At 60.7% G+C, this 14,839-nt stretch carries 13 protein-coding genes; 9 read left to right on the forward strand and 4 right to left on the reverse strand.

The genetic code is table 11. The features are described 5' to 3' along the window. Positions 1-345: 345 nt before the first annotated feature. The 4 genes from chrA (at position 346) to JZX87_RS04350 (ending at position 3,944) form a co-directional block, all read left to right on the forward strand. Positions 346-1,677: a chromate efflux transporter gene (chrA, locus tag JZX87_RS04335; protein ID WP_206824114.1), complete on the forward strand. Its 1,332-nt coding sequence runs from the start codon at positions 346-348 to the stop codon at positions 1,675-1,677. 114 nt (positions 1,678-1,791) lie between these two features. Continuing rightward, positions 1,792-2,640 carry a TIGR01459 family HAD-type hydrolase gene (locus JZX87_RS04340; protein ID WP_206824115.1) on the forward strand — a complete coding sequence of 283 codons (849 nt, stop codon included), beginning with the start codon at positions 1,792-1,794 and terminating at the stop codon, positions 2,638-2,640. Positions 2,641-2,695: 55 nt separating this feature from the next. Then, positions 2,696-3,700, forward strand: a complete 1,005-nt coding sequence (locus JZX87_RS04345) for a bifunctional riboflavin kinase/FAD synthetase (RefSeq protein WP_206824117.1) — start codon at positions 2,696-2,698, stop codon at positions 3,698-3,700. 4 nt (positions 3,701-3,704) lie between these two features. Continuing rightward, positions 3,705-3,944, forward strand: a complete 240-nt coding sequence (locus tag JZX87_RS04350; RefSeq protein ID WP_148142916.1) for a BrnA antitoxin family protein — start codon at positions 3,705-3,707, stop codon at positions 3,942-3,944. Positions 3,945-3,957: 13 nt separating this feature from the next. On the opposite strand, the gene JZX87_RS04355 is transcribed toward JZX87_RS04350, so the two are convergent. Next, positions 3,958-4,416, reverse strand: a complete 459-nt coding sequence (locus JZX87_RS04355) for a type II toxin-antitoxin system VapC family toxin (protein WP_206824118.1) — start codon at positions 4,414-4,416, stop codon at positions 3,958-3,960. Beyond that, positions 4,413-4,685, reverse strand: a complete 273-nt coding sequence (locus JZX87_RS04360) for a type II toxin-antitoxin system prevent-host-death family antitoxin (RefSeq protein WP_206824119.1) — start codon at positions 4,683-4,685, stop codon at positions 4,413-4,415. The genes JZX87_RS04355 and JZX87_RS04360 overlap by 4 nt, the downstream gene beginning before the upstream one ends. A 305-nt stretch (positions 4,686-4,990) precedes the next feature. On the opposite strand from JZX87_RS04360, the gene ileS reads away from it, so the two are divergent. Both ileS and JZX87_RS04370 read left to right on the forward strand, forming a co-directional pair. Continuing rightward, a complete protein-coding gene (gene ileS / locus JZX87_RS04365) occupies positions 4,991-7,969 on the forward strand; it encodes an isoleucine--tRNA ligase (protein WP_206824120.1) in 2,979 nt (992 codons plus the stop codon). 135 nt (positions 7,970-8,104) lie between these two features. After that, entirely contained in the window at positions 8,105-8,743 is a 639-nt protein-coding gene (locus JZX87_RS04370; protein ID WP_148142913.1) for a hypothetical protein, read from the forward strand. Between the two features lie 46 nt (positions 8,744-8,789). Here JZX87_RS04370 and JZX87_RS04375 read toward each other — a convergent pair whose 3' ends face one another. Beyond that, on the reverse strand, positions 8,790-9,245 hold the full coding sequence (locus JZX87_RS04375; protein ID WP_206824121.1) for a nucleoside deaminase: 456 nt from the start codon (positions 9,243-9,245) through the stop codon (positions 8,790-8,792). A 149-nt stretch (positions 9,246-9,394) separates the two neighbouring features. On the opposite strand from JZX87_RS04375, the gene JZX87_RS04380 reads away from it, so the two are divergent. Genes JZX87_RS04380 through JZX87_RS04390 form a run of 3 tightly spaced genes read left to right on the forward strand, consistent with a single transcriptional unit; the run spans position 9,395 to position 12,969 of the window. Further along, entirely contained in the window at positions 9,395-11,515 is a 2,121-nt protein-coding gene (locus JZX87_RS04380) for a pseudouridine synthase (RefSeq protein ID WP_206824122.1), read from the forward strand. Between the two features lie 3 nt (positions 11,516-11,518). After that, positions 11,519-12,079 carry a 16S rRNA (guanine(966)-N(2))-methyltransferase RsmD gene (rsmD, locus tag JZX87_RS04385; protein WP_206824129.1) on the forward strand — a complete coding sequence of 187 codons (561 nt, stop codon included), beginning with the start codon at positions 11,519-11,521 and terminating at the stop codon, positions 12,077-12,079. Between the two features lie 8 nt (positions 12,080-12,087). Further along, on the forward strand, positions 12,088-12,969 hold the full coding sequence (locus tag JZX87_RS04390) for a patatin-like phospholipase family protein (RefSeq protein WP_206824131.1): 882 nt from the start codon (positions 12,088-12,090) through the stop codon (positions 12,967-12,969). An 11-nt stretch (positions 12,970-12,980) separates the two neighbouring features. On the opposite strand, the gene JZX87_RS04395 is transcribed toward JZX87_RS04390, so the two are convergent. Next, entirely contained in the window at positions 12,981-14,798 is a 1,818-nt protein-coding gene (locus JZX87_RS04395; protein WP_206824137.1) for a monovalent cation:proton antiporter-2 (CPA2) family protein, read from the reverse strand. Positions 14,799-14,839 lie beyond the last annotated feature (41 nt).

Raw genomic sequence — 14,839 nt, forward strand, 5'->3', positions numbered from 1 at the left:
TCCCTCGATCAAATGACATGGACAGGTCTCAGGAATAAGACCCGCGGATCTCGTTTAGCACTCCTCGGATGAGAGTGCTAACGGAGCCCGAGATAAGGGTGGCCATCGGGCGAGTCAAGAACGGGCTCGAAATTTTCGTTGCCGCTCTGCAACATCAAGCAAAACAGGATTAACAGCTAACGGCTATTACTCTCCTGCTCTGGCGAGACGGCTTCTGTCAGAAGAGTTTGACCTCAGCATGGCAGCTGCCGATGAAGCCAGCCAATGAAAATTGTCATATAGCTTTAACATGACATTTTTACTGAGGCGCATTCCTTTTGAGGATGTCGGTTTGGGGGAGGGCATATGGCGGCGATTGACGATGTGGCAAAATCGGATAGCACTCATCCCACACTTGCCGAACTAACTTCCGTCTTCGCCCGCATCGGCTGTTTGAGCTTCGGTGGTCCGGCAGCGCAGATAGCAATGATGCACCGTGCAGTCGTGGAGGAAAAACGCTGGCTCTCGGAGGAGCGGTTCCTGCATGCCCTGAACTACTGCATGCTGCTGCCGGGACCGGAGGCGCAACAGCTCGCCACCTATATCGGCTGGCTGACCCATGGCACCCGCGGCGGCATCATTTCCGGGCTGCTTTTCATTCTGCCCGGCCTCGTCGTCATCACCATCCTGTCGGCCGCCTACGCGCTCTGGCAGGAAACCACATGGCTGGCCGGTCTGTTCTTTGGGCTCAAGGCCGCAGTTCTTGCCATCGTCGTCGATGCGGTCATCCGGCTCTCGAAGAAGACGCTGAAGAGCGGGTTTCTCTGTCTTGTGGCAGCCACGGCCTTCGTGGCGCTGTTTCTTTTTTCTGTACCCTTTCCGGTCGTGGTTCTCGCTGCTGCCTCTGCCGGTTTCCTCAATGCCCGGCGAACCGGTGTCACCACGGCACCAACAGATCTCACCGATCTTCCCGCACCACCATCACCGGGCAGGGCGATCATGAGCCTGATCGGTTGGATCATCGTCTGGCAATTGCCGCTTCTGATCCTTTGGGCCTTTTCCGCGCCCGATGGCCTGACAAGCCTTTTCTCCTTCTTCTCAAAAATGGCGCTGGTCACCTTCGGCGGTGCTTATGCGGTTTTGGCCTATGTGGCGCAGGTCGGTGTCGAGCAATATGGCTGGCTGAAGCCGGGCGAAATGCTGGATGGGTTGGCGCTTGCCGAAACCACGCCGGGGCCGCTCGTTCTCGTTCTTTCCTTCGTTGGTTTCCTCACCGGTTTTCGCGAGGCTTCCGGGGTCGTCGGAGGCGTTCTCGGCGCTTTGCTGGTAGCCTGGGCGACCTTCGTTCCGAGCTTCATCTTCATTTTTGCCGGTGCGCCTTATATCGAGCGCCTGCGCGGTAATCGCATCCTGTCCGGCGCGCTGTCGGCGATCACTGCGGCGATTGTCGGCGTCATCCTCAACCTCGCCATCTGGTTCGGCCTGCATGTCCTTTTTCGCGAAGTAGGAAAGGTCGAACTCGTGCCGTCGCTCGGGCTTGAACTGGCGCTGCCGGTCTGGGCAAGCCTCGATCCGGTGGCAGCATTTCTGTTCGTGCTCTCGGCCGTTTTGCTGTTCCGGATGAAGCTCGGCATGATGCCGGTTCTCGGTATCTGCGCCGCGGCCGGGCTGGCGGTTCGCTTGTCGGCGCTCATGTAACGGCCGCATGAAATATACCGCACTGCACGCAAATCTCCTTGCCATCAAGGCCACGCTTTGCGACATCAGCGCCAGATATGTGAGGCCAGACGTGGCAGAAGGTGATCGACAGGCATGGCAAAGCGCATCCAGAACTTGAGTGAAGTCATTGGCGGCTACGATGTGGTTCTGTCCGATGTCTGGGGCGTGGTGCATAACGGTGTTGCAGCCTTTCCGCATTCCTGTCAGGCATTGGCCGAAGCCCGCAAAGCCGGCGCAACCGTTGTGCTGATCACCAATTCCCCACGGCCCGCGCCGGGCGTCATTGAGCAGTTGAAGCTGCTCGGCGTCGAAGACGGCACCTATGACCGCATCGTCACGTCAGGCGACGTGACCCGCCATCTGATCGCCGAAGGCCCGAAAAAGGTTTTTCTGCTCGGCCCCGAGCGCGACATGCCGCTTTTCGATGGTCTCGACGTCGAGGTTGTTTCTGCCGACCAGGCGGAAGCGATCGTCTGCACCGGCTTCTTCGATGACGAGAAGGAAGTGCCGGAAGACTATACCGACATGCTGAAGGCCTTGGTTGCTCGCGACGTGCCTTTCATCTGCGCCAACCCGGATCTTGTCGTCGAGCGTGGCCACAAGATCATTCCATGCGCCGGTGCTGTTGCCGCCTATTACGAACAGCTCGGCGGCAAGACCCGCATCGCCGGCAAGCCGCATTTCCCGATCTACGAGGCCTCGCTTGCGGCCGCCCGCGAAGTGCGCGGCGAATTCGACAAGTCGAAGGTGCTCGCCGTTGGCGACGGCATGCCGACCGATGTGCGCGGCGCGCTTTCGCAGGGCCTCGACCTGCTTTATATCAGCGCTGGTATCCATGTGGCGGAATACACTGTCAACGGCGAGACGGACGAGGCCATCCTGCAGGCATGGTTGAAAAGCGAAAACGCCGCGCCGAAATTCTGGATGCCCAGACTTGCTTGATTGATCTGGCCTGACCAGTCTCGCAATATTGAATAGCCTGATCCGGACCTGTCCCATGACCGTATTTCACCGCAACGAAAAGAAGGATCCGCTGCCCGAGGCTCTTAAGGGCGGAGTGGTCGCGATCGGCAACTTCGACGGCGTGCATCGCGGTCATCGCAGCGTGCTCGAACGTGCGTTGAAACTTGCGGAAGAGCGTGGTGTGCCGGCTCTGGTCCTGACCTTCGAGCCGCATCCGCGTACCGTCTTCAAGCCGGACCAGCCGGTTTTCCGCATCACGCCGGCGCCGGTGAAGGCGCTGCTCCTGGAGGCGATGGGGTTCCATTCGGTGATCGAATATCCATTCGATCGCGATTTTGCCGGCCGCTCGGCCGAAGAGTTCATCCGGTCTATTTTGGTCGAGTGGCTGGGCGCTAGTGCAGTCGTCACCGGCTTCGATTTCCATTTCGGCAAGGGCCGCGAGGGTGGGCCGGCCTTCCTGATGGCCGCCGGTGAGCGCCACGGTTTTTCCGTCTCGCTGGTCGATGCCTTCCGCGATGAAAACGCCGAGGTGATTTCATCCAGCCGGATTCGTGAACTGCTGGGTGAAGGGGATGTCGCCCAGGCCGCCGGCCTGCTCGGTTATCGCTATACGGTGGAAGCGGAAGTGATCGACGGCGAAAAGCTCGGCCGCGAGCTCGGTTTCCCGACCGCCAATATGCGCCTGCCGCGTGAAGTGGAGCTGAAACCCGGCATCTACGCCGTCCGTTTCCGCCGCGCCGACGGCACGCTTTATGATGGCGTCGCAAGCTACGGCCGCCGCCCGACGGTGACCGATAACGGCGCCCCGCTTCTGGAAACCTATCTCTTCGATTTTTCAGGTTCGCTTTACGGCGAGATCTGCGCAGTATCCTTTTTCGGCCATCTGCGCGACGAGCTGAAATTCGACGGGCTGGACCCGCTGGTGGCGCAGATCAAGCGCGACGAGGAAGAGGCGCGAGCATTGCTTACCGGCGTTCAGCCGATCAGTGAACTGGATGCGAAGATCGCATTCGCCTTCAACGCAGAAAACGAAGGATAAGATCATGGCAAGCACCCCGCGCCGACCCGCCAACCCGATGGATGCCGCCGAAGCCCTGTTCAAGCCGGCAAAGAAAGCCGCCGCAGCACCTGTCGAAAAGCGCGCCCTGCCGGAAGTGAAGGAACTTGTCTCGATCAAGCTCGACAGCGCGGTTATCGAATATTTTCAGGAAGACGGCCCCGGCTGGCAGGACCGCATCAACGATGCACTGCGCGGTGTGATGGCGGCAAATCCGAGGGGTTGATGGGCTACGCGTTCTATCGCGGTCTCAGCGGGAAAAGTGTTGCGTCATCGGTCCACGGATCGAATACCGCTGCGCCTGAATGTTGAAAGTCCTTCTTGTTGCGCGTTGCCAGATAAAAATCATATTCAAGCGCGGTCGCAGCGAAAAGCGTGTCGATAACGGGTGGCGCGATGCGTGTAGCCAGCTTGGTGCGACCGGTAATCTGGCCCCAGCGACGGGCGATCGCGTCTGAAACCGACAAAATGCGCCCGGAAAAGCGGGCTTCCAGTCCATCGCGCGCAACGGTGTAGCGATAGCGGTTCTCGTCATCCGCGGGCAGGTTTTCGATACCCTTGTCATACTCGGCGAGCGTGAGAACGCTAATGAAGAAGCGGTCCTCGGATTGCCCGGCGGCCCATTTTTTCACGGATGGTGCGCCATTGGGATTGATAAGCGCAGAAACGACGTTGGTATCGAGCAGCCAGCCGTTCACAATTCGATATCCCGTCCACGGTCATCGTCACGCGTGATATCGAGTGTGTGGAGCCCAAGGCTTTCCATGAACTCGACGAATGGCTTTTCCGGCTCGGGCCGGGTCAGTTTCGCCAGTTCTTCCGTGCTGATCACGACCACGCTATCCTGTCCGCGCACTGTCACATGCTGCGGACCTTCATTTCTGGCGCGACGCACGACTTCGGAAAAGCGCGCCTTGGCGTCTTCCAGTTTCCATATATTGTCTTTGGCACTGGTTTTGGTGGGCATGAGAGGTTCCAACTGGTCAGCTAGTCAGTTATACACCCGCGGGATGATACCGTCCAGATCGCTGATCTGCCGAAATCCCCCTTCCTTTCCGCCCCAAAACGCCTTAATAACCGCGTCCATGACAGTTTTCCGGTCGGCCCAGATCATCGCTAGGATGATCATACGAATTATCGGCCCGGCTTTCCGCGCTGCTTGATCAAGCTGCGGGAAGGTCCGGGATTTTGGCGTTTGAACAGCGCCTCCGCCACCGAATTCTCATCCGCATCGCGCCCGGACGTGGCGCCAAGAGACGATTGCCAGACCCTATGACGAATACGACCGATACTGCTGAAAAGCTCGATTACTCGAAGACCCTTTATCTGCCCGAGACGGAATTCCCCATGCGCGCCGGCCTGCCGCAGAAGGAGCCGGAAACCGTTGCCCGCTGGCAGCAGATGGATCTCTATAAGAAGCTGCGCACCTCCGCCGCCGGCCGCGAAAAGTTCGTGCTGCACGATGGCCCTCCCTATGCCAACGGCAACATCCATATCGGCCATGCGCTGAACAAGATCCTGAAAGACGTCATCACCCGCTCGTTCCAGATGCGCGGTTATGACTCGAACTACGTTCCGGGCTGGGATTGCCACGGCCTGCCGATCGAGTGGAAGATCGAGGAAGAAAACTACCGCGCCAAGGGCAAGGCCAAGCCTGACCTTAAACAGCCCGACGCGATGATCGAATTCCGCAAGGAATGCCGCGCCTATGCCGAAAAGTGGATCAAGATCCAGGCGGAAGAATTCAAGCGCCTCGGCATCGTCGGCGATTTCGACAACCCGTACCTGACGATGAATTTCCATGCGGAAAGCCGCATCGCTGGCGAGCTTCTGAAAATCGCCATGAGCGGCCAGCTCTATCGCGGGTCGAAGCCTATCATGTGGTCGGTCGTCGAGCGCACCGCGCTGGCGGAAGCGGAAGTCGAGTATCATGATTACGAGAGCGACACGATCTGGGTGAAGTTCCCGGTCGTTGAGGCTATCAAACGAGAGCATCCGGAAAAGTTAGATCGCGTTATGGAGCATCGCAGCACGCTCAACGACGATCTTTATGGTGCCCATGTCGTCATCTGGACCACCACCCCGTGGACCATCCCCGGCAACCGCGCCGTCGCCTATTCGCCGAAGGTTGCTTACGGCCTTTACGAAGTCACCGAAGCCGTCAACGACTTCGGCCCGCAGCCGGGTGAAAAGCTGATCTTTGCCGATGCGCTGGCGGAGGAGTCTGCTGCCAAGGCCAAGCTCACGTTCAAGAAGCTTCGTGGCGTTTCGGCCGAAGAGATGGCTGCCCTGACGCTTGCCCATCCGTTGAAGGGCCTCGGCGGTGGCTACGAATTTGCCGTTCCGCTTCTCGCTGGCGATCACGTCACCGACGATGCCGGTACCGGTTTTGTCCACACCGCTCCTTCCCACGGCCGCGAAGACTTCGAGGCCTGGATGTCTTCGGTCAAGGAACTGGAAGCAAAGGGTATCGACACCCGCATCCCGTTCCCGGTCGACGATGGCGGCACCTATACCGCCGATGCCCCCGGTTTCGAGGGTGGCCGCGTCATGGACGACAACGGCAAGAAGGGCGATGCCAACGACCGCGTCATTAAGGCGCTGATCGAGCGTAACGCGCTGTTTGCCCGTGGCCGCCTCAAGCACTCCTATCCGCATAGCTGGCGCTCCAAGAAGCCGATCATCTTCCGCAACACGCCGCAATGGTTCGTCTATATGGACAAGGACCTGAAGGACGGCACGACGCTGCGCACCCGCGCGCTTTCGGCAATCGACGACACCCGTTTCGTCCCCGCCGGCGGCCAGAACCGTCTGCGTGCCATGATCGAGCAGCGCCCGGACTGGGTGCTTTCGCGTCAGCGCGCCTGGGGCGTCCCGATCTGCGTCTTTGCCGATGAAGAAGGCAATGTCCTGCAAGACGAAGAGGTCAACAAGCGCATTCTCGAAGCGTTTGATGCCGAAGGTGCCGATGCCTGGTTCGCCGAAGGCGCCAAGGAACGGTTCCTTGGAAATGGCCACGACCACGGAAAGTGGACGCAGGTCATGGACATCCTCGATGTCTGGTTTGACTCAGGCTCCACCCACACATTCACGCTGGAAGACCGCCCCGACCTGAAATGGCCGGCTAACGTCTATCTCGAAGGGTCCGACCAGCATCGCGGCTGGTTCCATTCGTCGCTTCTGGAATCCGCTGCCACCCGCGGCCGCGCGCCTTATGATACGGTCGTCACCCATGGTTTCACCATGGATGAGAAGGGCCAGAAGATGTCGAAGTCGCTCGGCAACGTCGTGTCCCCGCAGGACGTGATGAAGGATGCCGGCGCCGATATCCTGCGCCTCTGGGTCATGACCACCGACTATTGGGAAGACCAGCGCCTCGGCAAGACGATCATCCAGACCAATGTCGATGCTTATCGCAAGCTGCGCAACACCATCCGCTGGATGCTCGGTACGCTGGCGCATGACGAGGGCGAGGAAATCGCCTATGCCGAGCTGCCGGAACTCGAAAAGCTGATGCTGCATCGCCTGCATGAGCTGGATAAGCTCGTGCGTGAAGGCTATGACGCGTTCGAATTCAAGAAGATCACCCGCGCGCTGATCGATTTTGCCAATATCGAACTGTCGGCCTTCTATTTCGACATCCGCAAGGACGCGCTTTATTGCGACGCCCCGTCTTCGCTGCGCCGCCGCGCCTCGCTTGCCGTCATCCGGAAGATCTTCGAAGCGACCGTCACCTGGCTCGCCCCGATGCTGCCCTTCACCACCGAAGAGGCATGGCTGTCGCTGAAGCCTGACGCTGTGTCTGTCCATCTGGAGCAGTTCCCGGAAATCCCGGCCGAGTGGAAGAACGAGGCGGTTGCCGAAAAGTGGGCGAAGATCCGCAAGGTTCGCTCGGTTGTCACGGGTGCTCTCGAAATCGAGCGCAAGGACAAGCGTATCGGCTCGTCGCTGGAAGCGGCCCCGGTAGTCTATGTTGCCGATGCCGAATTGTTGAAGGCGCTGGAAGGCCTCGAATTCGAGGAAACCTGCATCACCTCCGCGATCACGATCACGGCAGGTGAAGGCCCGGATCAGGCTTTCCGTCTGGCCGAAGTTTCAGGCGTGTCGGTTGATCCGAAGCTGGCGGAAGGCACGAAATGCGCCCGTTCATGGCGTGTGACGACCGATGTCGGCTCCGATCCGGCCTGGCCGGATGTCTCGGCGCGAGACGCTGTGGCGCTGACCGAACTCGCCAAGCTTGGCAAGTTGTAATGTCTTGAACCGTGCCGGATGATTGCGCTTCTACGCGTCATCCGGTATTCCTGCCTGAAATTGGCCGGATTTATCCGTCAGGTCGATGGCAATAGTCTATGAGGCGTCGAGGCGGGCGCCCGTGGTAGGGGTTTGATGGAAACGACGAAAACCTTGCGTATGGCCCTTGGTGCGGCCGGTATTCTGGTTGCGACCGTGACGCTTTCCGGCTGCATGGGAAGCCCGACCTACGGCACCGACAAGACTGCCATGGAACAATTGGGCGATGACGTGACTTCGGCCATCGATATCGGTGGCGATCGCGCCAAGGAAAAGGCGAAGATCCGCTACAACCCACGTCCTGCTCTGGTCGTCGCCAGCCATCAGGAAGGCGGGGCGTTGCCGCCGCCGCAGCAATCGCTTGCCAACCGCGAAAACAACCCGAACTGGGTCGAATCGCCGGAAGAGGCACGTGAGCGCCTTCGTCAGGAAGCGACCGACAACCAGAGCAACCCGAACTACCGTTCACCGCTTCTGGCCGGCAAGGGCCAGGCCGGGCAGTTGACGGAATCGCAGAAGTGGGAAGCCTTCCGCCAGGCGAAAGCCAACGCAAACGATCCGGGCATCAGCGGAGGCCGCCGTTCGCTCTCCGATCCGCCGACGGAATTCCGGACTGCCGATGCGCAGACCCTGCAGGATCTGGGCGAGCCGGAGACCAAGAAGGAAGCTCGCCGCAAGAAGGAAGCCGAGGCCGCCTCCACAAAGGGCTCAGCCTGGTGGAAGCCCTTCCAGTAAGATTGAGCGAACGAGGCTCGGCCAAGCCGGGCCTTTTTTGTTAGTCTTATTTGTCCCGTCGGGACCGGAAAAAGTCGGTGAGCAGGTCTGCCGCCGGCACTTCGGCAATGCCGGAATAGACTTCGGGCGCATGGTGGCAGGTGGGTTGCGAGAAAAACCGCACGCCGTTTTCCACAGCGCCGCCCTTGGGATCGTTGGCGCCGTAATAAAGCCGGCGGATTCGGGCGAAGGATATGGCGCCGGCGCACATGGTACATGGCTCCAGCGTCACATAGAGATCCGCTCCGCCAAGCCGCTCGCTTCCAACCTTGGCTGCAGCCTCGCGGATCACGGCAATTTCGGCATGGGCGGTGATGTCGTTTTCGGCGCGGGTGCGGTTGCCTGAGCGGGCAATAATCTCGCCATCGATAACGATGACGGCACCGACTGGAACCTCGCCGCGTTCGGCGGCATTTCTGGCTTCTGTCAGTGCGGCATCCATGAAGCTGTCGCTCTTAGGCATTTCAGCGATTTCCTCTTAACCCGGATCGCATGAACTGGTAGGAAGCATGCAACGCGAAGCGCGCCCTTGAAAGGTGTGCATCCATCTGGTCAACACGAACAAGTATGTCCGGGATACTCCGTCGACATCCTGCTTCAGGCAAACAACATATGAATTCAAAAGACAAGCCGAAGCGCGGCGAAGCGAAAACCTTCGTTCGCGAAATCAAGCCGAAAGCCGAAGGCAGCACTGCTTCCAAGTCGGGGGGCAAGCAGGGCTTCAAGTCCTCAGGCAAGCCGGGAGCCAAATTCAGCGACAAGCCTGCTGGCGCGGCAAAGCCGCGCGCCAAGGCAGAAGGGGCAGTCAGAAAGCCGGTCCGTTCGGCCAAGCGCGAAGAATTCGTCGGCGAGGGTGCATCCGCGCCGACCGACGGCAAGCCCGAGCGTATTTCGAAAATTCTCGCCCGTGTCGGTGTCGCATCCCGTCGCGATGTGGAGCGGATGATCCTCGAGGGCCGCGTCACATTGAACGGCAAGCCGCTCGATACCCCTGTCGTCAACGTGACGCTGGAAGACAAGATCGAAGTGGACGGCGTGCCGATCCGCGGCATCGAGCGCACCCGTCTTTGGCTCTACCACAAGCCCGGTGGCCTGGTGACGACCAATTCCGATCCGGAAGGCCGCCCGACCGTGTTCGACAACCTGCCGGAAGGCCTGCCGCGGGTTCTCTCCATCGGCCGCCTCGACATCAACACCGAAGGCCTGCTGCTTCTGACCAATGACGGCGGTCTGTCGCGCACGCTCGAACTGCCGACCACCGGCTGGCTGCGCCGCTACCGCGTGCGCGCCCATGGCGAGGTCGATCAGGCCGCGCTCGACAAGCTAAAGGACGGCATTGCCGTTGACGGCGTGCTCTACGGTTCGATCGAAGCGACGCTCGACCGTGCCCAGGGTCACAATGTCTGGATCACTATGGGTCTTCGCGAAGGCAAGAACCGCGAAATCAAGAACGTGCTCGGCGCGCTCGGTCTCGAGGTCAACCGCCTGATCCGCATTTCCTACGGTCCGTTCCAGCTCGGCGACCTGCCGGAAGGCGAAGTGCTGGAAGTGCGCGGCCGCACACTGCGCGACCAGCTCGGCCCGCGCCTGATCGATGAATCGAAAGCCAATTTCGAAGCCCCGCTTTATAACGAGCGCGTTTCCGAAGACGAGCAGCCGCAGCGCGCCGAAAAGGCCGAGCGTCCGGCCAAGTCCGAACGCGGCTGGGCGAGTGACCGCTCGGACGATCGGGGTGGTGATCGCGGCGACCGTCGCGAGCGTGCCCTTGGCCGCCTCGATACCAAGCGTCCCGACAGCCGTCGCGACGATCGCAAGTTCTCCGACAGGCCTTCCGGCAAGTTCGGGGCGAAGCCATCGGATCGCGATTTCGGTGATGAGAAGCCGAAGAAGCGCCCGCCGATGGGCACCAGCCGCACGGCGAATGTCTGGATGGCGCCCGGCGCCCGCCCGACGACCGACGACAGCGGCCGGAAGGTAACAGCCCGTGCCCAGGCCGAGCAGCTGTTCAAGAAGCCAGCGCCGGAAAACGATCTCCGCGTCAAGATCAACCGCGTTAAGGATGACAGCGACTGGATCCGCGGCGAAGACCAGCCGGAACGAGGCGCAAGGCGTGGTGATCGCGAAGACCGTGGCGACCGTGGTTTCGGTGACAAGCCACGCGGTGAACGTTCGTTCGGCGACAAGCCGAGAGGCGAGCGCTCGTTTGGTGATCGCCCCAGAGGTGACAGGCCTTACGGCGACCGCAAGCCCCGCGAAGACGGAGACCGTCCGGCCCGCGGCAAATCCTTCTCCAGCGAGGGGCGCTCCGAGCGTCCGCGCGGCGAACGCAGCTTTGGTGACAAGCCCCGTGGCGATCGTCCCTACGGCGACAAGCCGAGGGGAGAACGTTCGTTCGGTGATCGCCCCTCTGGTGATCGCCCCGCACGTTCCTTCTCGGATCGTCCGCCGCGTGGTGACCGCCCGTCGCGTGACGATAGAGGCGAGCGCTCCTTCGGTGATCGCCCCGCAAGAGGTGACAAGCCCTTCGGTGGCAAGCCTTCTGGCGCAAAGCCTGGCTTCGGCGGCAAGCCCTCGGGTGGCAAGCCCGGTTTCGGTGGCAAGCCGGGTGGTGGAAAGTCCTTTGGCGGCAAGCCTTCCGGCGGCAGACCCAATAGCGGTAAGCCAGGTGGTGGTTCGCGTGGTGGCCCAGGCGGTGGACGCCCGGGCGGCAAGCCGCGGACACCGAGGGGCTAAGCTGTGCGGATCGTAGGGGGTGAGTTCCGCGGCCGCGCTCTGGCCACGCCGAAGACGAATGATATCCGGCCGACCATCGACCGGACGCGCGAAAGCCTGTTCAATATCCTCGGGCACGTCTATCCGGACGCGCTCGATGGCACACGGGTGATCGACCTTTTTGCCGGAACCGGCGCGGTGGGGCTGGAAGCCCTGTCGCGCGGTTGCAAGCAGGCCTTGTTCGTTGAAAACAGCGTCGAAGGCAGGGGCCTTCTCTGGGAGAATATTGACAGTTTCGGTCTGCATGGCCGGGCGCGTATTCTCCGTCGAGACGCAACCAGCCTCGGTTCGATCGGCAATATCGAGCCGTTCAACCTGATTTTCGCCGATCCGCCTTACGGCAAGGGCCTGGGTGAAAAGGCACTCCATGCGGCGCATGCCGGCGGCTGGTTGGCCGCGGATGCTCTTGTTCTGCTGGAAGAGCGGATTGATGCCGAGATTGTCGTCGATCCAGTTTTCAAACCGCTGGAAAGCCGGATGTTCGGCGATAGCCGCATCGAATTTTATCGATATCAGCCAGGCTGAACCTCGCCATGAACACGCGCCTCTCCCTGCCGGATCTGGATACTGAAAACAGCGGGGAGGGCCTGCGTTATGCCGTAGCCTTCGGCGGCGGCGGAGCAAGAGGCATCTCGCATATCTGTATCATCGAGGCGCTCGATGAACTCGGCATCAAACCGGTGGCGATTTCGGGATCTTCGATCGGCGCGATCATGGGGGCCGGCATGGCGTCCGGCATGCGAGGCGCCGACATCCGCGACTATACGGTGCGCACCATGGGCAACCGCAATTCGCTATTCAATCGCCTCTGGACGCTCGGACCGGCTTCAATGCGCGACAAGCTGGGCGGCTTTCGCTTCGGCCATTTCAACCTCGATCCCATCCTCGATGCCTTCCTTCCTCCCGATATCCCGGAGGATTTTTCCGACCTGAAAATCCCGCTTAAAATCTCCGCCACCGATTATTACGGGCAGGCCGAGGTGATCCTCGAAGAGGGGGATCTCAGAACTGCGATTGCTGCATCAGCCGCCATTCCCGGCCTGTTCATGCCGGTCTGGGTCAACGGAAGGGTGATGATCGACGGCGGCGTATTCAATCCGGTTCCCTATGAACAGCTGCTCGACCTTGCCGACGTTGTCATCGGCGTCGATGTCGTTGGCGCACCGGAAGGCGACGGCACCCACCCGCCGACCCGCATCGACGCGCTGTTCGGTGCCAGTCAGCTAACCATGCAGGCTTCGATCGCGCTGAAACTGAAACTAAATCCGCCGCACATCTTCCTGCGCCCGCAGGTCAACCGTTTCCGCGTGCTGGATTTCCTCAAAGCGCAGGAAATTCTGGACGAAGCAAACCACGTCAAGGATGAATTGAAGCGTGCAGTGGATGCACTGCAGGCATCCGTCGCCAAGGGCTGAAGCCGTCCGGCTCACCATTTCCCCAGAGACAGACCCGCTTCCACCTCGTCGGCCACGTCTTCCTGAACACTGATACGTTTCGGCTTGATCAACGGTTCCGGCTTGACGGGGCTGTTGAACAGCTTGTCACGTCCTGCCGAAATGCCCTCGACTGCTTGGATCTGCAGGCGCTCCTCGTCGCGGCGGCGGATATCCTGAAGAATTTCCTCGGCGCGCGCTTCGGACATGCCGAGCGCTTCCAGCGTCTTGGCACCAAACAGCAGGCCGGATTCCAGCGTTTCGCGCAATTCGTATTCGACGCCCTTTTCCCTCAGCCACAGGGAATGGATGCGGTCATAGGAACGGGCGAAAAGCCGGACATTGGGAAACTCTGACTGGATAAGCTCGACGATCCTGCTGGTCGTTTCCTTCTTCTGCGTCGCAACGACGACGATCTTGGCCTTTTCGATACCGGATGACACGAGCACGTCGCGACGGGTGCCGTCGCCGAAATAGATGCGGAAGCCGAAATTGGCGGCCTGGCGGATACGATCGGCGGAATCATCGATCACGGTCACGGCGCTGCCGCCGGCAAGCAGCATCTGCGAGGCGATCTGGCCGAAACGGGAAAAGCCGATCATCAGCACGTCTGCGCCGGCGCCGGCGAAATCCTCGTCCAGTTCCTCCCGCGCCTCACCATGCATCAGGCGTTTGGCAAGTGCCGCACCAAGCGGCGTCAGCGCCATCGAAAGCGTCACGATGGCGATCAGCAGCGAGGCGGTCGAGGATGACAGAAGCCCGGCGGCGGTGGCGGTGGTAAACAGAACGAAGGCGAATTCGCCGCCTTGCGGCAACAGGAAGGCGATCTGGATCGCATCGTTATGGGATGAGCCCCAGAGCCGGCAGAGCCCGTAGACGATAAACGCCTTCACCGCCATGAACACGATGACGGCCGGTATGATGAACAGGATGTTGTCGACGATCACTTCGAGTTCCAGCGACAGGCCGACCGCAACGAAGAACAGTGCCAGAAGCAGGCCGCGGAACGGCTCGATATCCGCCTCCAGCTCGTGCCGATAGGAGGATTCCGCCAGCATCACACCGGCGAGAAACGCCCCCATCGCCATCGACAGGCCGACCATCTGCATTGCCGCCGCCGATCCGAGCACGACGAGCAGGGCGGCCGCGATCATCACCTCGCGCGCGCCGGTGCGGGCAATGATCTGGAACATCGGATTGAGCAGATATTTCCCGGCGATGATCATCGCCCCGATGGCCGCGATCGCAATGGCGAAATCGACAAACGGCGTGGCGGCCTGTTCCTCCGTTCCCGGCGCAAGCACGGTGATCAGCGCCAGAAGCGGCACGATCGCCAGATCCTGGAACAGCAGAACTGAAAACGAGCGTTGCCCGTAGCGGCTGTTGATATCGCCAGCATCGTTGAGCAACTGCAATGCAAAGGCGGTGGAGGATAGCGCAAGGCCGAAGCCGACGATCAGGCTTCCCTGCCACGTCGCCATGCCGGTCTCGAAGGCGAGCGCCGCAAGCGCAAGCCCGGTCAAAAGAACCTGAACCGGACCAAGACCGAACACGTCGCCGCGCATCTGCCATAAGCGCGAGGGTTTGAGCTCCAGCCCTATGACGAAGAGCAGGAAGACAACGCCGTATTCCGCCACATGCAGCACCTCTTCCGTATCGGTGATACGCTGGAAGACCGGGCCGATGATGACGCCGACCGCCAGATAGCCGAGAACCGTGCCAAGCCCCAGCCTCTTGAAGATTGGTGCGGCGATGACCGCTCCGGCCAGAAGAAGCAACATTTCGGTGAATAGCGAGCCCGGTGCGGTCATGCAGAAACTTTCGAATAGGCGGAATGAATCAGTCGGGCTGT

The sequence above is a fragment of the Agrobacterium sp. Ap1 genome, assembly GCF_017313375.1.
GTDB lineage: Bacteria > Pseudomonadota > Alphaproteobacteria > Rhizobiales > Rhizobiaceae > Neorhizobium > Neorhizobium cellulosilyticum.

Coding starts and splice junctions, on each gene's coding strand:
- chrA (WP_206824114.1), top strand. CDS start 346: ATGGCGGCGATTGACGATGTGGCAAAATCGGATAGCACTCATCCCACA.
- JZX87_RS04340 (WP_206824115.1), top strand. CDS start 1,792: ATGGCAAAGCGCATCCAGAACTTGAGTGAAGTCATTGGCGGCTACGAT.
- JZX87_RS04345 (WP_206824117.1), top strand. CDS start 2,696: ATGACCGTATTTCACCGCAACGAAAAGAAGGATCCGCTGCCCGAGGCT.
- JZX87_RS04350 (WP_148142916.1), top strand. CDS start 3,705: ATGGCAAGCACCCCGCGCCGACCCGCCAACCCGATGGATGCCGCCGAA.
- JZX87_RS04360 (WP_206824119.1), bottom strand. CDS start 4,685: ATGCCCACCAAAACCAGTGCCAAAGACAATATATGGAAACTGGAAGAC.
- ileS (WP_206824120.1), top strand. CDS start 4,991: ATGACGAATACGACCGATACTGCTGAAAAGCTCGATTACTCGAAGACC.
- JZX87_RS04370 (WP_148142913.1), top strand. CDS start 8,105: ATGGAAACGACGAAAACCTTGCGTATGGCCCTTGGTGCGGCCGGTATT.
- JZX87_RS04375 (WP_206824121.1), bottom strand. CDS start 9,245: ATGCCTAAGAGCGACAGCTTCATGGATGCCGCACTGACAGAAGCCAGA.
- JZX87_RS04380 (WP_206824122.1), top strand. CDS start 9,395: ATGAATTCAAAAGACAAGCCGAAGCGCGGCGAAGCGAAAACCTTCGTT.
- JZX87_RS04390 (WP_206824131.1), top strand. CDS start 12,088: ATGAACACGCGCCTCTCCCTGCCGGATCTGGATACTGAAAACAGCGGG.
- JZX87_RS04395 (WP_206824137.1), bottom strand. CDS start 14,798: ATGACCGCACCGGGCTCGCTATTCACCGAAATGTTGCTTCTTCTGGCC.